This window comes from Ruegeria sp. CDSA141, from assembly GCF_059612005.1.
This window is the reverse complement of the sequence record NZ_JBXWPT010000010.1, coordinates 81,365-105,223: the sequence shown is the minus strand read 5'-3', so window position 1 is coordinate 105,223 and position 23,859 is coordinate 81,365. Positions and strand designations below refer to the sequence as shown.

At 54.2% G+C, this 23,859-nt stretch carries 25 protein-coding genes and 1 tRNA gene; 10 read left to right on the top strand and 16 right to left on the bottom strand.

From position 1 onward, the window contains the following. Positions 1 to 228: 228 nt before the first annotated feature. Positions 229 to 1,197: a UDP-glucuronic acid decarboxylase family protein gene (locus AC2FLP_RS14825; protein WP_496684610.1), complete on the top strand. Its 969-nt coding sequence runs from the start codon at positions 229 to 231 to the stop codon at positions 1,195 to 1,197. Positions 1,198 to 1,280: 83 nt separating this feature from the next. Here AC2FLP_RS14825 and AC2FLP_RS14820 read toward each other — a convergent pair whose 3' ends face one another. After that, positions 1,281 to 1,892 carry a hypothetical protein gene (locus tag AC2FLP_RS14820; RefSeq protein ID WP_117869485.1) on the bottom strand — a complete coding sequence of 204 codons (612 nt, stop codon included), beginning with the start codon at positions 1,890 to 1,892 and terminating at the stop codon, positions 1,281 to 1,283. Positions 1,893 to 2,100: 208 nt separating this feature from the next. On the opposite strand from AC2FLP_RS14820, the gene AC2FLP_RS14815 reads away from it, so the two are divergent. Next, the gene (locus AC2FLP_RS14815; protein ID WP_117869486.1) at positions 2,101 to 2,382 is read left to right on the top strand and encodes a hypothetical protein; all 282 of its coding nucleotides are present in this window, start codon (positions 2,101 to 2,103) and stop codon (positions 2,380 to 2,382) included. Positions 2,383 to 2,421: 39 nt separating this feature from the next. Here AC2FLP_RS14815 and AC2FLP_RS14810 read toward each other — a convergent pair whose 3' ends face one another. From AC2FLP_RS14810 to AC2FLP_RS14800, 3 genes are all read right to left on the bottom strand, one after another. Then, on the bottom strand, positions 2,422 to 3,261 hold the full coding sequence (locus AC2FLP_RS14810; protein WP_299895784.1) for an EamA family transporter: 840 nt from the start codon (positions 3,259 to 3,261) through the stop codon (positions 2,422 to 2,424). Positions 3,262 to 3,359: 98 nt separating this feature from the next. After that, positions 3,360 to 4,130: an alpha/beta hydrolase gene (locus AC2FLP_RS14805; protein WP_117869488.1), complete on the bottom strand. Its 771-nt coding sequence runs from the start codon at positions 4,128 to 4,130 to the stop codon at positions 3,360 to 3,362. Between the two features lie 868 nt (positions 4,131 to 4,998). Then, positions 4,999 to 5,673 carry a TIGR04283 family arsenosugar biosynthesis glycosyltransferase gene (locus AC2FLP_RS14800; RefSeq protein ID WP_299895779.1) on the bottom strand — a complete coding sequence of 225 codons (675 nt, stop codon included), beginning with the start codon at positions 5,671 to 5,673 and terminating at the stop codon, positions 4,999 to 5,001. Positions 5,674 to 5,746: 73 nt separating this feature from the next. Between AC2FLP_RS14800 and ygfZ the strand changes: the two genes are divergently transcribed. Both ygfZ and AC2FLP_RS14790 read left to right on the top strand, forming a co-directional pair. Then, positions 5,747 to 6,484 carry a CAF17-like 4Fe-4S cluster assembly/insertion protein YgfZ gene (gene ygfZ / locus AC2FLP_RS14795; protein ID WP_496684607.1) on the top strand — a complete coding sequence of 246 codons (738 nt, stop codon included), beginning with the start codon at positions 5,747 to 5,749 and terminating at the stop codon, positions 6,482 to 6,484. Positions 6,485 to 6,597: 113 nt separating this feature from the next. Next, positions 6,598 to 7,539, top strand: coding sequence for an ABC transporter transmembrane domain-containing protein (locus AC2FLP_RS14790; RefSeq protein ID WP_117869491.1), 942 nt, complete (start codon positions 6,598 to 6,600; stop codon positions 7,537 to 7,539). 54 nt (positions 7,540 to 7,593) lie between these two features. On the opposite strand, the gene efp is transcribed toward AC2FLP_RS14790, so the two are convergent. After that, positions 7,594 to 8,157 carry an elongation factor P gene (efp, locus tag AC2FLP_RS14785; protein ID WP_299635772.1) on the bottom strand — a complete coding sequence of 188 codons (564 nt, stop codon included), beginning with the start codon at positions 8,155 to 8,157 and terminating at the stop codon, positions 7,594 to 7,596. 218 nt (positions 8,158 to 8,375) lie between these two features. On the opposite strand from efp, the gene AC2FLP_RS14780 reads away from it, so the two are divergent. After that, the gene (locus AC2FLP_RS14780; RefSeq protein WP_037310273.1) at positions 8,376 to 8,696 is read left to right on the top strand and encodes a DUF6280 family protein; all 321 of its coding nucleotides are present in this window, start codon (positions 8,376 to 8,378) and stop codon (positions 8,694 to 8,696) included. Between the two features lie 87 nt (positions 8,697 to 8,783). Here AC2FLP_RS14780 and AC2FLP_RS14775 read toward each other — a convergent pair whose 3' ends face one another. After that, positions 8,784 to 9,353 (bottom strand): cobalamin biosynthesis protein CobQ, encoded by a 570-nt coding sequence (locus AC2FLP_RS14775; RefSeq protein WP_299895773.1) that lies wholly within the window; start codon positions 9,351 to 9,353, stop codon positions 8,784 to 8,786. A 62-nt stretch (positions 9,354 to 9,415) separates the two neighbouring features. Between AC2FLP_RS14775 and AC2FLP_RS14770 the strand changes: the two genes are divergently transcribed. Continuing rightward, positions 9,416 to 10,873, top strand: coding sequence for a cobyric acid synthase (locus tag AC2FLP_RS14770; protein WP_496684604.1), 1,458 nt, complete (start codon positions 9,416 to 9,418; stop codon positions 10,871 to 10,873). A gap of 3 nt (positions 10,874 to 10,876) precedes the next feature. Here AC2FLP_RS14770 and AC2FLP_RS14765 read toward each other — a convergent pair whose 3' ends face one another. The 3 genes from AC2FLP_RS14765 to AC2FLP_RS14755 form a co-directional block, all read right to left on the bottom strand. Beyond that, positions 10,877 to 11,650, bottom strand: a complete 774-nt coding sequence (locus tag AC2FLP_RS14765) for a hypothetical protein (protein WP_299895768.1) — start codon at positions 11,648 to 11,650, stop codon at positions 10,877 to 10,879. A 73-nt stretch (positions 11,651 to 11,723) separates the two neighbouring features. Continuing rightward, positions 11,724 to 13,142: a TolC family outer membrane protein gene (locus AC2FLP_RS14760; RefSeq protein ID WP_299895765.1), complete on the bottom strand. Its 1,419-nt coding sequence runs from the start codon at positions 13,140 to 13,142 to the stop codon at positions 11,724 to 11,726. Positions 13,143 to 13,237: 95 nt separating this feature from the next. Continuing rightward, on the bottom strand, positions 13,238 to 13,891 hold the full coding sequence (locus AC2FLP_RS14755) for a protein-L-isoaspartate O-methyltransferase family protein (protein WP_496684601.1): 654 nt from the start codon (positions 13,889 to 13,891) through the stop codon (positions 13,238 to 13,240). Positions 13,892 to 14,117: 226 nt separating this feature from the next. On the opposite strand from AC2FLP_RS14755, the gene AC2FLP_RS14750 reads away from it, so the two are divergent. The 3 genes from AC2FLP_RS14750 (at position 14,118) to AC2FLP_RS14740 (ending at position 16,657) form a co-directional block, all read left to right on the top strand. Beyond that, positions 14,118 to 14,191 (top strand) — tRNA-Cys (locus tag AC2FLP_RS14750). A 424-nt stretch (positions 14,192 to 14,615) separates the two neighbouring features. After that, entirely contained in the window at positions 14,616 to 14,894 is a 279-nt protein-coding gene (locus tag AC2FLP_RS14745; RefSeq protein ID WP_281971844.1) for a hypothetical protein, read from the top strand. A gap of 614 nt (positions 14,895 to 15,508) precedes the next feature. Further along, positions 15,509 to 16,657: a mechanosensitive ion channel family protein gene (locus AC2FLP_RS14740; protein ID WP_281971843.1), complete on the top strand. Its 1,149-nt coding sequence runs from the start codon at positions 15,509 to 15,511 to the stop codon at positions 16,655 to 16,657. 55 nt (positions 16,658 to 16,712) lie between these two features. On the opposite strand, the gene AC2FLP_RS14735 is transcribed toward AC2FLP_RS14740, so the two are convergent. After that, positions 16,713 to 16,946, bottom strand: coding sequence for a hypothetical protein (locus AC2FLP_RS14735; protein ID WP_281971842.1), 234 nt, complete (start codon positions 16,944 to 16,946; stop codon positions 16,713 to 16,715). Between the two features lie 357 nt (positions 16,947 to 17,303). Between AC2FLP_RS14735 and AC2FLP_RS14730 the strand changes: the two genes are divergently transcribed. After that, entirely contained in the window at positions 17,304 to 18,590 is a 1,287-nt protein-coding gene (locus AC2FLP_RS14730; RefSeq protein WP_281971841.1) for an AI-2E family transporter, read from the top strand. 61 nt (positions 18,591 to 18,651) lie between these two features. On the opposite strand, the gene AC2FLP_RS14725 is transcribed toward AC2FLP_RS14730, so the two are convergent. The 6 genes from AC2FLP_RS14725 to AC2FLP_RS14700 all read right to left on the bottom strand — a co-directional run bounded on the left by AC2FLP_RS14725 (position 18,652) and on the right by AC2FLP_RS14700 (position 23,777). Continuing rightward, positions 18,652 to 19,107, bottom strand: a complete 456-nt coding sequence (locus AC2FLP_RS14725; protein ID WP_281971840.1) for a hypothetical protein — start codon at positions 19,105 to 19,107, stop codon at positions 18,652 to 18,654. Between the two features lie 10 nt (positions 19,108 to 19,117). Continuing rightward, positions 19,118 to 19,417: a hypothetical protein gene (locus AC2FLP_RS14720; protein WP_281971839.1), complete on the bottom strand. Its 300-nt coding sequence runs from the start codon at positions 19,415 to 19,417 to the stop codon at positions 19,118 to 19,120. A 269-nt stretch (positions 19,418 to 19,686) separates the two neighbouring features. Then, positions 19,687 to 20,547 (bottom strand): DUF1269 domain-containing protein, encoded by an 861-nt coding sequence (locus AC2FLP_RS14715; RefSeq protein ID WP_281971838.1) that lies wholly within the window; start codon positions 20,545 to 20,547, stop codon positions 19,687 to 19,689. A 39-nt stretch (positions 20,548 to 20,586) separates the two neighbouring features. Next, positions 20,587 to 21,387, bottom strand: coding sequence for a transporter (locus tag AC2FLP_RS14710; RefSeq protein WP_281971837.1), 801 nt, complete (start codon positions 21,385 to 21,387; stop codon positions 20,587 to 20,589). A gap of 49 nt (positions 21,388 to 21,436) precedes the next feature. Further along, positions 21,437 to 23,140, bottom strand: coding sequence for an alkaline phosphatase family protein (locus AC2FLP_RS14705; protein WP_496684593.1), 1,704 nt, complete (start codon positions 23,138 to 23,140; stop codon positions 21,437 to 21,439). A 70-nt stretch (positions 23,141 to 23,210) separates the two neighbouring features. Continuing rightward, the gene (locus AC2FLP_RS14700; protein ID WP_281971835.1) at positions 23,211 to 23,777 is read right to left on the bottom strand and encodes an HdeD family acid-resistance protein; all 567 of its coding nucleotides are present in this window, start codon (positions 23,775 to 23,777) and stop codon (positions 23,211 to 23,213) included. Positions 23,778 to 23,859: the final 82 nt, after the last annotated feature.

The following is a 23,859-nucleotide window of genomic DNA, read 5'->3' as shown; positions in this document are numbered from 1 at the left end:
CTCAACCTACAGTTCTGTATGATCTCACTACCCTTGCGCCCATGCGCGTGTTGACCGCTTTCATAAACCCTCGCATCAGCGTTTGGCTATTTGATTGGCGCAGCGAAACAACAGGTGCCTCAAGAAACCACAGGATACTGCAAAACAAACCACTTTAGTTTGCAAATCGGATCAATAACCGGCTTGTTTATGGCCAGCAGACTCGGATTTAACGATTAAGGATTTGCAATGGCCCGCCTTTATGACAGTCGAAAACGTGTTCTCGTAACCGGTGGGGCCGGGTTTTTGGGCTCGCATCTGTGCGACCGGCTTCTGGATCAGGGGCATGAGGTACTGTGCGTCGACAACCTGTTCACCGGCACCAAGCGCAATATCGACCATCTGCACAACAACCCGCGTTTCGAGTTCCTGCGCCACGATGTGACCTTCCCTCTGTTTGTGGAAGTGGACGAGATCTATAACCTCGCCTGTCCGGCCTCGCCCGTGCATTACCAGCACGATCCGGTGCAGACGACCAAGACCAGCGTGCATGGTGCGATCAACATGTTGGGGCTGGCGAAACGGCTGAAATGCAAGATCTTTCAAGCCTCGACCTCCGAGGTGTATGGCGACCCGACCATTCATCCGCAGACCGAAGACTATTGGGGTAACGTCAACCCGGTTGGTCCGCGATCCTGCTATGACGAGGGCAAGCGCTGCGCCGAGACGCTGTTCTTCGATTACCACCGGCAGATGGGGTTGGAGATCAAGGTGGCCCGCATCTTCAACACTTACGGGCCCAGAATGCACCCTGCCGATGGGCGCGTCGTGTCGAACTTCATCATGCAGGCCCTGACCGGCGAGCCGATCACGATCTTTGGCGACGGCACGCAAACCCGGTCATTCTGTTACGTGGATGATCTAATCGAAGGGTTCATCCGCCTGATGGAGACCGGCCCAGACGTCACCGGACCGGTTAATCTGGGCAATCCCAACGAATTCTCGATGAACGAACTGGCCCGCGAAGTGCTGGCCCTTGTGGGGGCCGAAACCCCCGTCAGTTTCAAGCAATTGCCAGAGGATGACCCGAAACAGCGTCAGCCCGATATCACTCTGGCGCGGACCCTTCTGGGCTGGGAACCCAGAGTGCAGCTGAAAGAAGGGCTGAACGCAACCATCCGGTATTTCCGCGAGCTTCAGGCCGAAGTCGAGACCTAGGGTCAACGCCCGGTTTTGGAACCGGGCACGACCAAAGCCCCTGACCTGCCCCGGCGCTTGAAGAACCTTCGCAAGGCGTCGCCTTACTCGAAATCTGCCTGATCTAGCAGCGTATAGGTGAACTTGTTGCCAAACGCATCGCGCCCGGCTTCGCATTTCAGCAGAAACTCGGCAAAGTGACGCTGATCCGCGAATACCTGACACCCGGCGGAATAGATCGTATTCGCAGTGTCATCATCACCGTTGTTTGGCCCCTTGTGCAGATTTATGCCAAACATCCCACTTTGAGGATTTTCAAGGTTCAGGTTCCCATCCTCGTTGTTGTCCCGAAACACGGTAACGTTTCCCAGCCTTTGACACAGCGCTTTGTGGCCTCCGGGCCGGCCTCTTTTATGAATATCGATCTTGTAGCAGGACCGGTATTGCCCCGGCGCCAGAATGGCCGTCCCATCCGGGTTTATCGGGTTCTTCAGGTAGTGATCGCTTGGATCGGCGGTCATCGGGTAATAGGCAATATCCCAAACGCCAAGAAACCGGTGGAACACCGTCATGACATCATCGAATTTCTTGGGTGAAACAGGGTGGGCGCGAATGCCCACTATGTTCAGGTTCCAATCGACAGTAGGGGTATCGAAAACCACATAATCTTTTTGGGACATGACATCCATAATCGCTTCCACAGAGGGTCTGAACATCTCTCAATTCTCCTAAAACAATGCGTTCATGTTACCACAGAAACGACCGATCGTAAAAATCGCCCCACGGCGTTGCCACTGTGCTTGTCGGATTTTCGTTGCCTAACCCGTTGATCCCGTTCAAACTTGCGGCAACAAAAACAATGATTGAGGTCCGGGCGTCCAAAACCTTTTGATCGACAACAGATTTGCAGGACGGGAGGACGACATGAAAACACTGACTTTTGGGCTGGCCTTAGCCATGCTCGCGACCCAGACGCTGGCGCAACAGACGCTCAGCTTGGCTTCTCCGATCCCGGACGGGGCGGAAACGCGGTTTTGCTATTACAAAGGGCTGGCTTATTCCCCGGATTCCTTCATCGTGATCTTTGGCGACAATACCGTCACAGAAACGATCAACACGCGTGAAGAACGCTTGCTGCGATGTGTGAGCAACGACAAGGGCAACATGCACTGGAAACCACAAAGCACGTTTCAGGTCGGCCGCTAAGCCAGAGATATCACCGCCATCCAGTGCTTTTCAGCCGGATCAGATAGCCATTCCTATCAGGGCGATGCCAACAGCCATGAGTACCGCGGCACCCAGCCGTCGCGCCCAATTGCCTTCCTTGAGGAATATGAACCCGATCAGTGCTGCGAAGATGACCGACGTCTCGCGCAGCGCCGAAACCGCGCCCAATGGTGCGAAGTTCTTGGCATACAGCACCAGACCATAGGCCGTCATCGATACCAGTCCGCCAAGAATACCTGTCATCCATATTTTTGATGGAAGGTCTCTGAGGGCCGCTCGTTTCCGAACGCCTACAAAACCGGCTATGAACAGGTGCAGAAATGCCCCCCAAGCCCAATAGCTTAGCGTATTGCCCGATAGCCGAACCCCGATCCCGTCTACGACCGAATAGATCGAAATGCAGAACCCGGTGCCCAGCGCAAACTGCAGCGTGCTGCGCCCAACGCCCGAGCGCAGCGCTTTCCAGCTACTCAACTGAATGCCAACGGCAATCAGGGCGATCCCACCCCAGGCTTGAAAAGGCAGCACTTCTCCGACCAAGAGCATGGCCCAGAGCGAGACCAGCGCCGGGACAATACCGCGGGCGATGGGATAGACCACACTCAGATCACCATGCTGATAGGCTTTACCCAGCATGAAGTAATAGCCGAAATGCACAACGGTCGAGAGCAGGATGTAGACAAAGCTCTCTGGGCTTGGCAGCGGCAGCAACATCACCATAACCGCCGCAGGCAGGACTTGACCCAAAGCGACCAAACCCAGCATTGTGGTTCGATCCGCCGCTGTCTTGACTATGGCATTCCAAACGGCATGCAACAACGCGGCCGACAAAATGATAGGGATGACGAACAGGGTCACTCCAAAACCTTTCCCGCAGAGAGTTTGCGCAAAAAGGGTCTGTGGCCCTGTTTACTTGGCGCGATGTCTCCAATGGGTGGATTGTTGTCAAGCCTGTTTCAGATCACATGACTGTTTATCCAGGATTCAATTTTTGTGACAGGTTGCTCCCATCCCGGCTCCATGAACAGAAAATGCGCATGGTCTTCAACCAAAAGAAAAGTTCCGCGTTGTCCATACTGATCAGCTAGGGCCCGGCAGGTGTTGGGGTTAACGGCGCGATCTTCCGCGCCAGAGACCACGAGTACCGGACAATCTATCTTGTCGAAGTCGACTTTAATCGCGTGGTGGTCATCAAACATCCAAAAGAACATCTCGAACATAACGCGCCCGCTTTCCGGCCCCAGTTGATCAAATACAACATGCTGCTGCGTTTCAGGCATTTTGTTGAGAGCAAACGGAGCCATCAGGTCGAACTCGACCCGCATGTGCTGTTTCCAAAACGCGCCTCCCTCCATCAATGCTCGTGGCACGGCGCGCTCGTCGTCGGTTTCAGGCAACGTTCCCCAAGGTGCATTCGGATTGACAAGAACAATGGCGCTGGCCAATCCCCGTGCGGCCACCTGCTGCGCGACTACACCCGCAATGGCATGTCCCAGTATGACCGGCTTGGTGTCCAATCCCTGCACAAAAGCCGCAATGTCATCGGTGTAGTCGATGACGCTGGTGTTCGTCAGTTCCGGGTCGGGATCGCTCTTGGGATCACCACCGTGGTGGCGCAGAGCCGGGACATGTACCGTCCAACCCCGATCACGAAAGAAGGAAGCGTAATTCTGCATGCACCATGGTCCAGCAAAAGCCCCGTGGATCAGTACAATTTCATTTGGCATTGACAATCTCCCTCAACGCAAGACCGAGTATGGGCATGTGGCAAGATGTTACAACTGCCCGTGATCCCTGTTGCAGGACGGTTCACAGGTCCTAAGATCGGGCCCATGAGTTTTGTGACCGACAATCAATTGCTCCTGCTGATCCTGTTCTTTGTCATAGGCACAATCGGCACCGCGTTTCTGTTTCGCAAACCGGCGGGGCACCGGGCGTGGAAACTGGCTGATCTGGTATGGGTTGTGCTGGGTGGCATCGGGGCACTTGTTGCTGTTTTGGCCGGGCTTTACACGTCGGACAGTTCGCGACTGGACCGACAAATCGACGTGGCCTATGCCGCGACGCTGGCATTTGACAGAGATGCTGCCCGGTTCCGTCTGCGGTTCTGTGATCCGGCCTTTGACCCGGACACCGCCGTTTTATGTGAAAAAGTTGAATTCCTTTCAGCCTCGACAGCCAGCAACTCGGAACTGCCCCTGTTCATCGCAGTCACGAATGAGGTGGCGCCCTTGCAGGGGCTTCACTTCCTCGTTGGGGGTCAGTCCAAGGACGAAATGGACGAAATACGTGACATGGCCGCCAAGGCCGATGCATTTGACATCGACCAGTTCCTTGTCTTCACTTCACTGGACGAAAGCACGCAGACCGCCATAGACAACATGCGTCGCAAGGTTCCCGCAATTGCGGGCGACTACCTGATACTTGCGCAAAGTTATGACGACCTGATCGCGCAGGTCGGGAAGCTGAAAGAAGAATGGGAATACCTACAGGACAATGCCCATATTCTTGTCCTGCAGATTGTGGCCCTATGCCTTGTCAGTTTTGCGGCACCTTTTCGGCTCGGGAAATCCGTGGTCGAGCTGCGCACCACGTTCAGCGTCGATAAGCCTGCGCCAGAACCTGCGGATCAGCCCCCAGAAAGTAACGAAGAAGAGTCCACAGGTTCCGAGCGCCGCGCCGAAACCAGCCCACCTGCTCATACCGCTCCGCACTCGTAGAGGCGTGGGTCTCCAAAATCGTAATCCGTGGCAGCGCGCGCACCAAAGTCACATCTTCCATCAACGGCTGGTCCGGAAACCCGCCCGCCGTTTGATACTCGTGACGCGGAACCAGCAATCCCTGATCTCCGTAGGGTAAACCCAGCACCCTGCTGCGCAGATTGGCCCAGCCAGCCACCCACGCTGGAGCGACACCGTGCGCGCGGAACGCCAGCCGAAAAGCTGCCGGTTTGCCCGAAGGCAGGTGGGCGCTCACGGTCTCGATCCATCCCTGTTGCAGCACAGTGTCCGCATGAAGGATCAGCAGCCAATCCCCTTTGGCCTCTGCGCACCCTCGGTGTAGCTGACCACCTCGTGATGGCGGGCCGGTCACAACCTTCGCGCCGGCCTCTTCTGCAATATCCAGCGTATGATCGGTTGAGCATGCGTCGCTGACGATCAACTCCCGGATCAATCCGCCATGCAGCCCTTCCATCAGGGCCTCGAGGCAGGCCGGCAATGCGTCAGCGGCATCAAAGGTCGGAATCACAACGGAAATGGGTGCAGGCACGTCTGATAACCTCTGGTCTTGGCATCGGAACTTCCTATATCACGAGGCCTGAGGAAATGACGAGGACCAAGCCATGCCCACCCGCCGCATACTGCGCCTGACCGGCTCGGATACCGATAGCTTCTTGCAGGACCTGATTACCAACGACATTCGGGGGCTGGGCAACGGGCTGGTCTACGCCGCTCTGCTTACACCGCAGGGAAAGTACTTGGCGGATTTCTTCCTGAAACGAGATGGCGATGGCGTTCTTTTGGATGTGGCCGAGCACCTTGCGGATGATCTGGTCAAACGTCTGACGATGTACAAACTGCGTGCAGATGTGGTGATCGAGGGAGCTGATCTGAACCTGCAACGCGGCACCGGGGCCACGCCGAAAAACGCCCTGCCAGATCCCCGCCACCCAAACATGGGCTGGCGCACCTATTCCACCGAACCAGAGGGCGATGACGGATCCGGCTGGGATGCGCTGCGCGTCCGGCACTGCATTCCCGAGTCAGGCATTGAGCTGACTCCGGACAGTTATATCCTGGAATCAGGGTTCGAAACACTGAAGGGCGTGGATTTCAAAAAGGGCTGCTACGTCGGACAGGAAGTGACTGCGCGTATGAAGCACAAAACCGAATTGCGCAAAGGTCTGCGACGCGTCGGCGTTCAGGGCTCTGCTCCAGTAGGGACCGAAATCACGGCAAATGGCAAACCTGTCGGAACTTTGTACACACAGTCAGGCGGGTACGGGATTGCATATCTGCGATTTGATCGCACAAGCGGAGAGATGCAGGCCAGTGACGCCACCGTTCGCCTGGAAGACTAAACCAACCTTGTTGCCTAAACGGCACGTCCGGCACAGCAGCTTGTATCGTAAAGTTTGAACCTGTCGTCCAGCGCTGCCACAGTATAGGCAAACGGGGCAAACCGGATACCTGCATGTTTCGACTTTACTCCGCGATCTGGCGCGCCAGTGCCGGGCGGCAAATCATACTTATCCTGCTGTCCATTGCCATTGCGGGCCTTGCCGCCGTGCCGCTGGAGTTTCAGCGCGACATCGTCAACCACCTGACGTCCGATGATGTCGGGGTCGAGAAACTGATCCAGTTGGGTATTGGCATGATGGCGGTCATCCTGCTGAGCCTGGCATTGAAATGGGTGCTGGGGTTTCGCGCAGGAACCTTGGGCGAAGACATGATACGCCTGATCCGCCAGCGCTTGCTTTGGCGCTCGACTGACCTGAAGGAAACCGGCGAAGACCTTCGCAAAGGCACCATGACCACGGCCATCTCGGCTGAGGCTGAAGAATTGGGAAAATTCGCGGGCGGTGCTTTCTCGGATCCGGTTGTTCAGATCGGAACGCTGATCAGCGTCATCGGCTACATCTCATCCACGCAACCAGGTCTGGGGCTGATTGCGCTTTCAATGATCGTTCCGCAGATCATCATCGTACTGGCCTCGCAGCGCAAAGTGAACACTTTCGTGGCGGAACGCGTTCGCATTCTGCGCGGTGCCACGGACCGGCTTACGACTGAGGATATCGAAGCCGTCGAGCGCGACATCAACACCATGTTCGATGACATTTACGACACGCGGCGGCGGATGTTCCTGTGGAAACTATCGGCAAAGTTCCTGCTGAGCGTGATAAACGGGGCCGGCACCGTCGGCATACTGATGCTGGGTGGCTACCTGGTCCTGCAAGGGAAAACGGATGTCGGCACCGTGGTGGCTGCCACCAGTGGGCTCAGCCGCATTCAGGGGCCCACTGCCTTTCTGATCGCATTCTATCGCCAGGTCAGTGCCAATCGTATCAAATACGAACTGATGCTGGAATTGTTTGGCCCGGATCCAACCCGCTATCGCCATCGACCCAACGCATAAGAAAAGACCGCGCGGCGGGTGCCTGCGCGGTCTGATGCGAAACGTGACGAAACGTCACGCGCGTTCGGAATATTCCATAGTTTCAGTGTTCACGACGATCATTTCGTCCTGACCGACGAAGGGTGGAACCATGACTTTCACGCCATTGTCCAGCACCGCGGGCTTGAACGAGTTCGCCGCAGTTTGACCTTTTACCACCGGCTCGGTCTCGACGATTTTGCAAGTCACTTTCTGCGGCAGCGTCGCGTTCAGCGCCTCGCTTTCGTAGAACTCGACAACAATGGTCATGCCATCTTGCAGAAACGGGCGGCGTTCTCCCAGCAATTCTGCAGGTAATTCAATCTGTTCGTAGGTTTCAGAATCCATGAACACCAGCATCCCGTCGGATTCGTACAGGAACTGCTGATCCTTTTGCTCCAGACGCACGCGTTCGACCTTGTCCGCAGAGCGGAAGCGTTCGTTCAGCTTCGAGCCATTGCGCAGGTTGCGCAGTTCCACCTGTGCAAAAGCCCCGCCCTTGCCCGGCTTTACATGGTCAACCTTGACCGCTGCCCAAAGGCCGTCGTTATGCTCAAGCACATTGCCGGGGCGAATTTCGTTCCCATTTATCTTGGGCATTACATAAATCCTTCACAAACGGTTGATGCATCAGTTGCGGTCCCTATATCTGGCGGGACCACACCTGACAAGACAACGACACCTAGTGCTGCACTTGCAGCAAGCCATGCAAGTGACGCAACGCAACTATGCATTTTAGCTGTATCCGAATCGCACCTAATCGGTCATAAGGACCCTCACGCCGAAAATGCAAGAGCAAGAACAACAAGGAAAACGAGATGAGAGATTTCGTTGACGGCACTGCCTTTAACAATGAGCAAGGCAATCGTGCGCGCAAACTTTTCGCGGCCGTTGTGTTGGCTGCACTTGATGATGCTATCGCCGATGACAAGAAATACGGCAATGGCCCCGAACAAATCGCCCGCTGGGCGCGTTCGCGCGATGGGCGCGAAGTGCTATCCTGCGCAGGAATTGACCCGAACGAACGGGTTGTCAGCGGATTGATGGAATTCGTTGGGCGCGGTGTCCGCACGTCGGTTGCCCTGTCGCGTGAAGAGAGCGAACGCCGCAACGCTGCACAGCAGGCCGAAGCTGCCTGAACCAGGGCGGATTTGGATTGAACAAACGCGCTCTGCCTATCAGAGCGCGTTTTTCTATGCCTGATCGTCAGGCGTGAAGCTGTTGGATCAAAAGAACAACAGCCATTGCCGCACCACCCAGAATTCAGCCGCCAGCATAGTCGCGAACAGGGCTTTGCCCCAAACCGGCAATCCACGCTGCCACAGCAAAACATATGCAGCCAGACAGACAAAGGCTGACACCGGCACCACCCACAAGGCATGATGGTCGCTGTCCCAATAGCTGACAGGGCTGTGGAACACCCAGTCGCTGACAGGCCAGAGCTGTGGCCGTCCGTCGCCCGCATGAAGCAGAAAATCTGTCGCAAGATGCAACAGACCCGCCGCTGCACCGACAGCCAGAACATGCCAACCTCTCCAGACTGCCAGCAGGAATGCCAACCCCCAGAGGATAAAGGAATTGTCTATGGCGAATACGGTCTGCCAGGCCGGGGAAAAGTAGAGCTGCCCAAAGACCACCTGTTCGGGAATGCCCAGAACAAAAAGGGACACGCCCGCCATCACATACAGGGACATGTCCGGCATTAACGCTCCCAGGAGCGCAGCCCAAAGGATACGTCCTTGCGGCGGCCGGGCAAACGCGGCAGCCCCGATCAAAAGATGCGCTGGCGTGTTCATCCGGGGCTTTCCCTTTCGGCTCAAATCAGATCATCTGCGCCCTGACATATAGGAGACAAAACATGGTTCGCGCCATCATGATTCAAGGCACCGGCAGCAATGTCGGAAAATCAGTTCTGGTGGCCGGGCTGGCGCGCGCCTACACGCGTCGGGGGCTTCGGGTCGCGCCGTTCAAACCGCAAAACATGTCGAACAACGCTGCCGTCACCGAAAACGGGGGCGAAATTGGCCGCGCGCAGGCCCTTCAGGCCCGTGCGGCACGGCGGACACCCCACACGGACATGAACCCTATTCTGCTGAAACCTGAAACCGATACCGGCGCGCAGATCATCGTTCAGGGGCAGCGCGCTGGCACGATAAAGGCCGGAGATTACCGCAAGGACAAATCCAAGCTATTGGGAGCAGCGCTGGAAAGCTTTGACAGGCTCTGCGCCGACGCTGATCTGGTTCTGATCGAGGGCGCTGGCAGCCCGGCTGAGACCAACCTGCGCAAGGGTGACATCGCCAATATGGGGTTTGCCTGTGCCGCGGAGATACCAGTGGTTCTGGTCGGGGACATTCATCGGGGCGGGGTGATTGCGCAGATCGTTGGCACTCAGGCCGTGCTGGACGAAGGAGACCGGGCGCAGATCAAGGGTTTTGCGGTCAATCGTTTCAAAGGGGATGTGTCCCTGTTTGACGAAGGGCGCGAAGACATCTCCGCACGCACCGGATGGCCTTGTCTGGGAGTCGTGCCATGGTTTCACGACGCATGGAAACTGCCCGCCGAGGACATGATGGACATCCGTTCCCATACCGGCGGCGTGAGCAAGGTCGTTGTGCCTCAGCTTGAGCGAATGGCGAATTTCGACGATCTCGATCCGTTGTCCGCCGAACCCGGCGTAAGTGTCGAGATCATCCCTGGCGGACGCCCCCTTCCCGGCGACGCCGATCTGGTTCTGCTGCCCGGAAGCAAATCCACAATCGGAGACCTGACCTATTTCCGGGCACAGGGCTGGGATATCGACCTCTATGCCCATGTTCGCCGGGGCGGACATGTCCTGGGGTTGTGCGGTGGCTATCAGATGCTGGGCAAAACCATTTCCGATCCCGATGGCGTGGATGGCCGGCCAGGCAAGATTGATGGATTGGGATTGTTGAACGTCGATACCGTCATGGGCGGCCAGAAACAGGTCATTCTGCGTTCGGCCCATGCCCTGCCCGACCTGGAACCGGTTAGCGGGTACGAAATCCACATGGGTCACACCGACGGCCCGGACCGCGCCCGCGCCTGGCTGGAAGTCGAAGGCAGACCAGAAGGTGCGGCCAGCAGCAACGGCCGGGTCAAAGGCAGCTATCTGCATGGCATTTTCTCGTCAGACGCATTTCGCGCCCGCTACTTGTCAACGCTGGGCGTGACGTCGGACATTGCTTACGAAGACGGTGTAGAGCAGGCGCTGAACGATCTTGCGGATCATCTGGAACGCCACATGAATCTTGACCTGCTGCTAAGTCTGGCTCAGCCATCGCAGCGTGGCTGAATCTTATCCCAGATCTTTCGCGCTCAGCGCGCGAGCGATTTCCCGTCGGACCATCTTGCGCACGTTTCGCGTGATCCGCTCACCCATTGCACCTTGCAGCTCCTGACGTACAACTTCCGCGATCAGGTCGCGCAATGTCTCTTCATCCAAGTCCATTGTCGCGACGTCTTCTGCCACATCAGCGGCAGGATCGGCCTCAACCGGTTGTGCGGATCGGATGAACTCAACGTGTTGGGCCGTATCGGCCTCAGGCCGCGGATCGCCTGCATCTTCTTCGTCAGTCAGAACGATGGACCTTGCGGCGGCAAACTCTTCTTCGACATTCCACGGCAGGGATTGAGTCGGTGTACCCGAATAAGCATCACCGCTGTCGCCATCCGGCTCCCATTGATCCTCGGTTTGCGCGATTGCCGCTTCCAGTGCTTCGATTTTGGCGCTCAGACTGATCGCAGGGTCATCAGATGAGCCGGATTTTGCAGCTTTTGCCTCCACCTCGTCATCCGAAGTGTTGGCCGGATCCCCTGCCCTGACAATGTCGCAGGTGCGCAGCAGCATCGGCTTGGCCGAGTCGGCAACATCAGGGGTCGGCTTGGCTGATATGACCTCGGGCTGAGCGGGTTTGCTGATGCGGAGCGCGTCCGTCAACACCAGACGCCCCGGCTTACGCGTTGCACCCTGTTGATCCGGGGCGGGTTTACCACGACTATCTTCACTGACCAGACGTTTGACCGAAGACAGAACGTCTTCGATCCCTGCTTTCACGACATTATCAGACATTGTTCTCTACCGCTCTATCGTTGGATCGAGTGTAGCCAAACAATCCGAGCCCTACAACAAATAGTATTGCCGGTTAGTCCCGACGCAACGCTTTGAGGACTCGATCCAGATCCTTGCTCTGTTTGCTGACACGCGCGGGGGCTTTTTTGACCAGATTGTAGTACAAAGTCGGATCATAGATCTGAACCGCCAACCCCAGACGTTCTGCCGTCAAAAGACCTTGCGCCTGCAATAGCTGATATGCTGCTCGGGATCGTTCCGTGCGGGATGCCACTTCTGCCAACTGCGCGTCCAGCAAATCCTGCTGAGCATTCAACACATCCAACGTAGTCCGGGCGCCTAAGGTCGCTTCTTCCCGGATGCCGTCAAATGCGACTTGCGAGGCGCGAACCCGTTCCGTAGATGCCCTGAGGCTGGCACTGGCCGCCTGAAAAGCCGCATACCGGTCCGTTACACCCTGCGTGATGTTCTTCTGTACATTGAGTAGGTTCGCACGAGACGCATCCCGGTTTGCCATAGCGCGCCGCACATTGGCGGCCAACCGGCCACCGGCGTAAATCGGCTGTGTAAAGTCCAGCGAAACGGTTGCGTCATTTACATAGTCGTTGTTGTCATAGCTTTCCCGCACGCCCGCATCGGCGTTCAAGCTGACATTCGGCCCAAGGTTGGCCCGCTGTTGCTGCACAATCAAATCAAAGGCCCGGACCTGATGCTGCGCCGACAGAATCGCCGGGTGGTTGCGTTGCGCGAGACTAATCGCCTCTGCCTCGCTCCGCGGCAGATTGGGCAGACTTGGTTGACCAGCCGTCCGCCCTGGCGCCTTGCCAACCGCGTTGACATATTCAGCTTGCGCAATGCTCAATTCACCACGTGCAACCGCAAGATCTGCCTGCGAGCTTGCCAACTGCGCCTCGGAAAGCGCAACGTCCGTGCGCGTCACTTCGCCGACTTCGAAGCGATCATTCGATGCGCGAAGTTCTTCCGCCGAAACATCCACGTTGTTCTGGCGAATTGCGACTGTCTCTTCCTGTAGCAGCACGCCCAGATACGCGTTCGCAGCGCGGATAAGCACCTGTTGTTCAATGTCGATCAGGGTTTGCCGTGTCGACAGAACCGTTTCCTGCGCCGATTGCTTGCCCAGAACCGAAGCACCGCCATCATACAGAAGCTGGGTCAGTCCCAGCCCGGTGAAAAACCGGGACGGCTCGGTCGTCGTGACCACATTGCTGGTCCTTGACCGGGTATAGTCCTGGCTGATCTGTACGGTCCAGTTGATGATCGGCCGCAATGCAGCAAGTGCGATCGCCACGTCTTCATCTGCCGCTCGCAGCAGCGCCCGGTTCTGTTCCAACAAGCCACTCGTGTTATATGCGCCGATGAAGGCGTCTGTTATGTTGTCAGCCCACACCGGACGCCCTGGCATAACGCTGATGGCAAGTCCTGCGGTCACTGCGAATGCCCTGACCAGCTTGCCTGTCGCTGAACCACGCATACCGAAATCCTCTCAAAACGAAATTACACTGCCCTGAAGGCAGTTTGCGGTCTTCTTTTCAACTATTCAAGGCGCCAGAAAAATCTATCGGCGAACTATAGCGAAAATGCACACTCCGCCGAAAAACTCTCTAGTATCGGTGCACTGGCGTTGAAGGTATCCCGCCAGCTGACGCGGCCACCGGCCTTTCGACCGATCCGCACAGTCCCAACACTGCCTTCTACAAACAGGCAAGCGATCCGGCCGTGTTCCTTGAGCTGATCCAGCAGGACCTCGGGAACCCGTTCGACACCGCCCTGCACCATAATTGCATCGTAAGGACCATGCTCAGCCGCGCCCTGTTCCAACGGACCGACGTGGATGATGGCGTTGTCCACATCCGCCTCAGCCAGTAGGCTTTGCGCCTCGGACGCCAGCGAGTCGTCGCTTTCCACACCCACAACCAATTGGGCCATACGCGCGGCAACCGCCGTGGAATACCCCGTCGCCGGAGCGATATCGAGAACCATCTCATCGTTTGAAATGTTAAGCGCGTCCAGCATTTTAGCCAACGTTCTCGGCTCTAGCATACAGCGCCCATTACCCAGATCGATTACGCCGTCGACATAAGCAGCCTCACGCTGCGCATCAGGTACGAAGTTTTCGCGCGGGACATTCAGCATCGCCTCAATGATCGGGAACTTTGTAACATCCGAAGGTCGGATTTGCGTGTCAACCATAGTGCGGCGCCGGGCTGCGAAATCTGTCATAGGATCTCTCGTGTCATTCCCAAAGTTACCCGGCTTGTGCCACATCCTGAAGCGGCCAGCAACGGCCCTGTTGACGCAACTCGCCTGCGCCTGCGCGTTTGCCGTCGCGGGCTTTGGTAAATTTTGAATCCATACGTCAAAATTGCGCGCAATCCTCTGGACGCCCCTTCGGAAAGCTGCTAAAACCCCACGCACACCACGGCAAGTATTTGATTTTACTTGAAAAGGCGAGTTGGCGGAGTGGTGACGCAGCGGATTGCAAATCCGTGTACACCGGTTCGATTCCGGTACTCGCCTCCATTTAATTTCAGGTACTTAGCCGAATTCCAGAAGCTATACGCGAATTTCAAACACGGATATTTGAAACAACAGCGCTGAGCCACCCCTGTGGCTAGTATCCTCAACGCAAGCGCGTTGGCGAAAAAATCGAGGCGACTGCCTTATCTTGAGAGGACAATCAAGAAACCAAGACACAGACTTCTTAAGCAGTTTCTCAGCATCGCTGCCGTTGAGCGAGAGACAGTCTAATGTCAGGTATGCGGACGAAGTAGTCATCAGAAGCTGTGGCTAGTATTCACGAGACCCTGGAATGCTCCCGCATGCGAGTATCAAGTTCGATATCTCAATGATGATTGGCATCTAACTAACGCCTTTACGTGATTGAGCCAAATCAATGCATCAAAGCACCAAACCGGTAGCATGAGATGGCTTGGGAGGGTGATACATGATTGCGATCGAAGATATTGAAGACATGTCTGCGCTGACGCGGGTCGAGATTGAAGCGCTAGCTGAACATGAGCATATCACAAAATACGATGCTGCTCTTATGGGCGAATACTTGATGCATACGCATCACGGGCCCCAGAAGGTGCATGAGATGATTTGCGACGATATTCGCGCCGCGTTGCACAGAGATGACTTGCAGCATGCAACAGAGCTCTTTGCGGTTCTGCGCGGTTTTCTGGCCGAAAATCCCGAAGCCGCCCGAGGCGTCCGCAGATAGGCCAGACAATGGTCAAATGCGCGTGTGCCGGCACTGTTAGCTGCCGTTCTCGGCACTCTGTTTTAGCGACCGCTAAGCGGGACTTTTCAGACTTTCGTTGTTGCAGTTTCAACGGTCGTTTCCGGCACAAACTAGACTGCCATGCTTACTAAGGCGAAGGATTGGAAAGAACTCTTGGTTTCAGATGCAAATTCAACAACCGTGGGACGTTTAGGTGGGAAGCAGACAATTGGTGTTGGCGAAAGCATGATGAGTTCATGGTTTGAAGGCCGACGCCGCCATCCTCTTAGTCTGAACTTGTATTCATCGCTCTCTGGCTTGGTTTTAGCGCGAAAAAATGCGACGGTTCTTACTACTAAATATCCTAAATGCTCGCGTCAAAGCCACGTAAACCGGGAATCTGTCAGCCATTCTATATTTGTGATTGCCAGTCGAAGACGGCAATGTATAGACGTCGTGAACAAAATGCCTGCAATTGGCAGATAAACCATAAAAAACAAGGGCATTCTCCTCGAAAACATCACCCTAGGCGATGTTTGTAAAGCCGAACTCTGGTCAATGGTAGTCAAAAATCGCATTGTTAATCCCAGAGCTTAAATCGGGAGAGTTGATAAGTGGAGACGGAAGTAGGCCCGGTTCACGCGTTCCTTGAGACGACGGTCAAGTCATTTAAGCAATCATTGGGTTATTTGGATATGGGCTCAGTGGTTTGGTCGTTGATCGGCATTGCTTTGGTCTTCTTGATACGCAAACCATTATCCGCGTTAAGTTTGGTAGGTTTCAAAGCACTTCTGGCCCGGTTTGGAGTAAATCTTTCGGACGATGTGGAGGCACAACTAAAATCCGCCGCCGAAATTCTGTTCGTTACTCTTGCGGTTTACGTAGCTATCCGCCTAGCCTTTCCCACCGATGAAACGGGGCTCTTTCTAACCAGGGTTTTGAGCTCAGTTGCCATTGTTACTGTCTTTGGCGCTTGGTACCGCCTCAGCGGCCCTTTTGCGTCGTTATTGCGCGATGACACCTCCAGTCTGGTTGCCAGCGAAACAGATTGGGTTGAAAGAGTAACTCAATTTGCAGTCATATTGTTTGGCCTGACATCGCTTCTGAAAGTCTGGCAGATTGATATCTCAGGAGCGCTCACCGGTGTTGGCGTTCTGGGCGCTGGACTGGCCATTGCAACGCAGGATTTGCTCCGCAACCTTGTCGCAGGCATGACGAATATCAGCGAGAAACGTTTTGAGACGGGCGATGCTATTCAGGTGGAGGGGCAGTTTGTTGGCACTGTAAGAAGGATTGATTTACGCTCAACACTGGTTGTGGGCTTTGATCAAATCCCGCGACATATCCCCAACTCTGATTTGTCGAACTCAATTGTTCTGAACTACTCTGCGCTGAAACACAGGCGTATCATGCTGAAAGTGCCCCTTCAGCTGTCTGCCACCCAGTCGCAGATTGAGGCAGTGCGGGATGGGATACGACATCATCACCGGACGTCTGGGGACTTTGAACTTGGGGATGATGCGCCCAAGCATATCTTTGTCAGCGATTTCGGGCCGAGCTCAATTGATATCCTGATTTACGTTTTGACACGGGGACCAAACTATCAAGAGTATCTGCAAGTCACTGAACGCTTAACGTTAGCGATTCTAAGCATAACTCGCAATGCGGGCACGACACTCGCCTATCCTACCCAAACAGTGAAAATAGACGCCAGCATGGAAAGCCAAGGGCTACAGGACAACACATTTGATCCCAATTCCTAGAGCTGGCGTCTTTGGTTGACGGCTTGCAAAACCAGTCAGTAAAACGGGCTTGAACCTAGGTTGTTTTCATTTTGTCGTATGCGGCTTTCATTTTTAGCCCCAACTGGCGGGCAGATTCACCTACTTCTTCGGCTGACTTGTCAAACTCTGATCGAGATAGAAACTTGTCCCACTCGGCCTGAAGTTCTTCCCATTCGTCTTCGGCTTCTTTCGAAGCAAGATGAAGCTGCAGTTTGAGCTCATCGCGGCGTTGTTTAAGCTCTTTCACAATCTCGGTTACGTCGATCATTCGTTTGTCCCTTCGTTAATTAAATCCATGTGCGACGTTGTCCGCAAAACCTATAGAAGTCAAACAACTGCGGCCCCTCCTTGTGGCAATGAAGGCTTGCAGCGACGTGAGTCACGTCGGGCAATCTTGCCTTCGCCGCGAAAAGCCACCTGCACCGTTTACACTACTTTATGTTCTGCCACGCACCCACGACCATGTGAGCGACGGCTGAATACAAACGACACGCACACTTTTTTGGGAATGAGGGGCCTGGGAGCCTTTTTAGTTGGTCCTTTGAAACATGGGTAGTACAGTGTAAAGTAGTGTAATTACCGGTCAAACGATACGGCAACGACTTCAGAAGACGAGGCATATCGGATGACCAACGAAAAAATTATGGGCAAAAATACATCAAACACGTCGGCTGTTCCTACATGGTTTTTGACCATCGTCTCATTTCCCATCATAGTTGGATTGCTTTGGTTTGGCCGCGATTTCCTGATCCCACTCGCTTTGGCCACATTGCTTTTTATCCTCAATATCGCGCTGATCGAACGTTTGAACTCTGCAACATTTTTCGGGCGGGATATACCTCGCTGGGCGGCCTACATTGGGGTGACGGCCGGTTTGTTCCTTTTGCTTGTGGGTTTTGGTTACGTTTTATCAAACCAAGCTGCGGCGGTCGCAGATGCCGGACCCAGATACACAGAGCGCTTGCAGTCGCTGGAAACTCAATTTGACGCTTTCGTTGGAGCAGAACGAGCCGCCGCGATCGAAAAATCCATTCTGTCTATCGACATCGAAAGTTGGCTAACAGGATTTGCGGCGTCAACTGCTGGCGCAATTGGGAATATTGGGCTGATCCTGCTCTACGTCGCATTTATGTTGGGTGACCGAGGCGCGTTCGCTGAAAAACTTCCAAGGCTTTGTGCAACGCCGGATAGTGCCAGGCAGGTCGAAAATATCCTAAGGTCGATTTCAATCGGCGTCCGACAATATATGTGGATTAATGCATCCACCAGCGCGATGAGCGGTACACTGGCTTTTATCGTTATGACGGTTTTGGGAGTCGATTTCGCGCTTCCGTTAGCTCTATTGGTTTTTTTCCTCAACTTCATTCCCAGCATTGGTTCATTCCTCGCCGTATTATTCCCGACGACGGTGGCTCTTCTTCAGTTTGAATCTATCGTACCGGCTTTGACCGTTGTTGCAGTATACGGCGGCGGTGACGCTATTATTGGAAACATCGTGCAACCAAAGCTACAGGGAAAATCCCTTAACTTGAGCACCTTCGTTGTCATGGTGGCGCTCACCTTCTGGAGCCTTATGTGGGGTGGAATTGGAGCATTTATCGCCGTGCCACTGACAGTCGTCATTATGATTGTCTGTTCGGAAATTCCGGGCTTGCAACCCTTTGCCAGATTGCTCTCAAGCGACGGTGTGTTGCCAAAGGAACAAAATGTGAAAGTCGATGATACACCGCATTCTGTCGCACGGCCGTCGAGCCGCAAAAGCGTAAGCTCTGATGCTGGTACGAGACAGCCCCATTCTGAAACAGAAGAAGAGCTTGCGTTGATGAAACAAGAGTTGCTCGAGCGGAAAGAAGCCAGACAACGCAAGTCTGAACCGTCACCCGGCGCCAATCCCAAAACAGATACGAGCTGATTTAGCCTGTCCCCAAGAAGGAAAAATTACAGACATTCCGCCGCTGAAAAGCTTTCGCGTGTCAGCCCTTCTTTTTCAATGCGGCCGTCAAGACCGGCACCAAAAGCGCTGCAGCGGAACCAAGCGGATTAGATCCCAGTCCTTTGATTGCATTAACCGTCTGGCGTGCTTCCAGTGTCATTCCTTCGAGTTCTGCTTCGAGATCGGTTATTGCCATATCCCGCACTTCGATCGCTGGCGCGATCTCGTCATCCACACTCATGCGTCCGGCCACTGATGCAAGCAACCCGGCGAGTGCAAGATTGACGACAGCAAGCGTGCCAGCAGCAACTGCTGGGGAAAGCCACTTGGTAAGGACAAAGTAGAACGTGATATTCAATAAGATAAGTCCAGCTAGTGCCGCCAATCCAGCAAGTGCCATCAAGACCGTTTGTTGTTGGACTACTGCGATACGACGGCGTGTTATCAGCCGTTCTGTGCGATAGATTGTGGTTAGATTTCTGCTAATTCTATTCATGCATTCTATCCTACTTAAACGTCCGGCCAGCAACAAACCCAAGGACGAAGATGCTCAGGAGGACCGCTATTGGATACTCCTTTTGAAGCTTTGTGAATTCATCCGTCAACTGCGTGCGCAAGGCATCAATATTTTCACCATCGATGCCGTGCTCGTCCAGAAGCTGTTTCAGATCACTGATCGCATCTGTTTCGCCCGGAGGATCATCCGCCACATCCATCGTGGGTGAATCGCTGGTCTCCGAACGTAACGTTTCGTTTTGTGCGCGCAGGCGCTCAAGCTCCGCTTCCAACTCCATTTTGGTTGCCATGACGAAGAACTCCCACGATGAATTTCAAACTTTTCTGCGTTTCTCATCGGCGCCGACCAAACTTGAAGATCAAATCGCCAGTTGCGACAACACTGGCTGTCAGCACCTAGTAACCACAATCCGAGGCACACTGCGCTACGTCAAGTATCCAAAACCGAGGCCCCGCTTGGATGCTGTGTTCTGGTGGATTGGTGGACTGCTCCAGAATCCATAATGCAGCTTGTACAGGCGACAGCGTTCGCCCGTACAAGCTGTGTTTATTCGAGCAATCAGGCCTCAATCTTGGCCGCTGCCTTGCGCAAAGAGGCTGCGAGTTTGTTTTTGCGCTCTTGCCAATCTGCCTTGATCTCAGCTTTGCGTTTTTCAAACTTGGCCTTCGTTGTATCAGAGGCTCGTTCAATCTGCTCTTCGATGGCTTCGAGCCGGGCTTCAAACTCCTGATCGAGCTCTTCCATGCGAGTGTCGATCTTTTCACCACTTTCTTTCATTTTGGACTTAATGCCGTCCATCTTTTCTTTGAAAGCAGCTTTTCTTTCGTCACTTGCGGCCTGCCATTCTTCCTCCATCGCGTCCCATTCGCGATCCAGTGCGTCCATTTCCGCTGCCATTTCGTCGTCAACTGCATCAGCTCGCAACTTTCGGAAAACAGTTCCACCAAACTCGCTCATCTTTGTGTCCATCGGCGTAGTCCAAACTTCGTCAACTGAAGCGACAACACAGGATTTTCCTGGTAGAAGTTCTGTGCTGATATTGTCCAGCATTACGGCGTCCATCCCCGAAACCCAAAGATCCCGGTATGCACCAAAGAGCCCGCCAGTCATGCCGCCAACAGCCATGCCACTCGCGGCGGCTGATGCTGCTGCCGCAGAACCGGCAAGTGCGGCGCCCGATGCAACTGCCACAGGACCAGCCAAAACCCCGACCATAGCTCCCAACATTAATCCAAATGCAGTCCCGATTGGGCCTTCATCTGCGCTCGATTTCAGTTCAACTTCTCCGTCTGCATCTTTTGTGATCACACCCGCTGCAAAGACAGCAAGCTCTCCGTTTTGATGAAGAGCACGCATTGCCTCTGCACCTTTAAAGGCGGCTTCCTCGGTGTCAAAGACAACCGCTACAAATTTGTCCAACTTAGTTCTCCATTTATTTTTCTGATTGAGGATTAGGTGTCATTTGAACTGCATATTAACGGCAAAGTAGATTTGCTGTTTCGGCAGCCCGCTACCGCTATCGCTCACCGACCACTGCGGTTCGACGAACACGTTGTAAACGGTCTTGTTCTTCTTGAAGACTTTGCCCAAGCGAATGCCCACCGGGACAGAATAGTTATCGTTTTTGAAGTTGTAGGACCAGATAGGCGCACCGCCCGTGTACCAGCCGTCACCAAGCTGGTAAAAGACGAATGGTTGAAATGCGCCGAGACTGACGCGCTCGCGACCATTTGTGTCACCCACTCCACCGCGCCATGTCAAAAGGTAGCCATATTGCACCTTTGCCGAACGAGCGTTGAAATAAACATTCGCGAGACCGAGCTGCCATTGTTCCGATCCCAGACGGTCTTCGGTTGCAGTAGGAGCAACGACCTGTGGACCTATAGCAAAGCTGACAGCGGGATCACCAGTGTTGATTTGATATGCAGCAAAAATATCGAAGTCACCGATCCCGCTTTCCGTCGATCCGCCATCACCAACAGGGAAACTATTGAAGGGGAGCGATGCTCGGACCAGCCAGTTGCTATTACCGATTTGAACTGGCTTGGCGTATCTCAAGACAAACTGGTTTGCATCGAAATCCCCCGGTCCGGTCAATTCGTTGATATAGTAATTCTGGATGTTAAAAGCAGTGATGTCGGCCAGTGGGTTGTTCGCCTGAGCTGCATCTGAAGCGGCATCTGATTGTGCTTGGGCCTGCGTGTTGAACAGGCATACAGACACTGCACAAACCAAGGACAAAATATGGAACATCTTCATGGTCAGTCTCCAAAGGGAACGAGAATCTATTGTCATCCGAGTATTCCAATCATTGTGGCATCACCTCGGGCAGTGGCACGCCGGTGGTCCCCGAAGGAGGTTTGGTGCCTAGATAAGCCGCTAGCGTTGGCGCGACATCAACCGTCTCGACGCGGCGTACAATTGTCCCCGGCGTAATGCCTGGGCCGGAAAATATCAGGGGGACGTGGGTGTCATAGGCCCAAGGTGAGCCATGTGCCGACGCAACCGTTAATCCGTCGAAATCGGCGACAAACCAGTGTGGTTCAAACACTACATAGATGTCACCGGACCTGTCAGGATGAAAGTTCGCCAAAACAGCTTCTGTGATCTTGGTGCGCGGGACTGATCCGCTGCGCAATGCAGAGCTGCCGACCGCATAGGCAATTCCGGGTAACTTCTGAAGCTCCTCGGCAATCGCCAGTTCAACGGCAGTTGGATCAAGCCCCCTTTGGCCAATCAATTCCTGATTCAGATAAAGATAGGGATTTGAAAAATTCTGGATGAGATCGCGGGAAGCTCCGAAATCCAGCTGCAAGCGTACAAACCCCGGTTCGGTGTCCACACGCTGAAAGTCAAACAACCCGGCCTCGATACCGACTGTCGCGAGATAATCCGGGTGTTCGGGTGCGCCGTGATCCGCCGACAAGACAATCAGGGTTTTGTCCAGCCCAACTGTGTTATCCACATGCGCCAACAGATCGGAAATGCTTCGGTCCAGACGGGCAAAGTTGTCCTCCGCTTCCAGACTGGAAGGACCAAAAACATGACCAACATAGTCCGTCGAGGAAAGACTGATCGACAAATAGTCCGTCACACTGTCTGTTCCGATCTGTTCGGCATCCATCAGCGTTTTTGCGAAGTCGACCGTGATCTCGTCCCCTGCCGGGCTGAGAGTTAGGAATGTAGTGAAATACTTGTTATCGTCAGGGCCCCAGTTATGGGGAAATGTGCGACCAAAACCCGGCAATTCGGTTTCCCATGCTTGATCGTCGTGATCAGCAAAAGCGTAAAGCTCACGATCCCGCAACAGGGTCCAGTCCTGATTTGCGTACAACGCCACTTTGCCTTGCGCCTCCCAGTCCGCGATCCAAGCCGGATAGTCGTCGCGATAAAACGTGCTGGTGACAAATCTGCCTTCGGCTTTCGAAAACCAATAAGCCTGCCCTGCGTGACCCGCCATTGCAATGGCACCGCGATCCTTGACCGACACGCCAAAGATTTTGGAAGCCGGACCAAAATGAATGGCAATTTCGTCAGATATCGTTGAACTGATGATATTGCGCGGAGACCGCCCGTCAGTTGTCGCAGCGCGTTGCGTCGGGTCAATCTCATTAGCTGCATCGATCCCTGCTGCCCCTACAAGTGGATACTCGATGTCTTGAACATTGTAGAACGGGGTGCCTGTTTTTCGATCGAACCACAGGTTGGCAACCATGCCGTGGATTGCCGGGTCCGTGCCAGTGGACAATGTTGTATGACCGACAATGGTTTCGGTGTTAGCATGGCGATGATGGGCATTTGAAAAAATGACCCCGTTTTGCATCAGATATCGAAACCCGCCTTCGCCAACATGTGTCCGATATCTGTCAATCAGGTCACCGCGCAACTGATCTACCGTTATCTGGAGCACCAGCTGGGGTTTTTCTGTGGCAGTTGCCGAAGTTGCGAACGAGAACACAATGCCAACGGCAATTGTGCCCCCGACAGCAAGTTTTGAAAAGATGCCGACCATGCTATCCCCTTGAAAAAAGAGCTGCGTTTTAGAGCGGGATTTTAAAGACATTAAGTTGCCCCACGGATGCTTAAGTTGCTCTCGCCGCATTGCTCTTAAGACCGTAGGCAAATCGGACGTATCCGGCGCCCTCGCCAATCAATGAAAATCCGGCCATTAACCCAAGCAGAGCAACACTGATTTCGGGATAATTCATCATGAGATAACCTGAAACCAGAACGGACAGGATTCCGCCGAATATCACCCAGCCAGACCCAGTTTCCGGGCGTGCCGCGATACCCATTGCGATACGGATCAAGCCGCTGACGAAAACGCCAGCAATCAAAATCAGTGTTATGGCCACAAGGCCTTCGAGCGGTCGAAACAAAAGCAATGCACCGGCCATGGTAGTGAACAGCCCCAGTATCAGGTAGATCATCCGGGCATTCCATCCGTCCTTAGTGGTAAACATTTGGACCAGCATCAGGGCGCCACCTGCAACAAAAGAGATGCCTACGATCTGTTCGACAATCACGGAGACTAGGAAAGGAGCAAAGACCGCACTTACCCCACCGATTATCATCAAAATGCCCAAAGCAAGAAACCAACCCCAGCTTGTTTGTACATCTCCAGATGCGCTAATCTTTATATCACTCATTCTCTTGGTCCTTTGATTTCGGTGCGCTTAGTTTTAAACAATAAGCGGAGCCTTTTTGTTTTGGTTGGTCAGAAGGCGACTT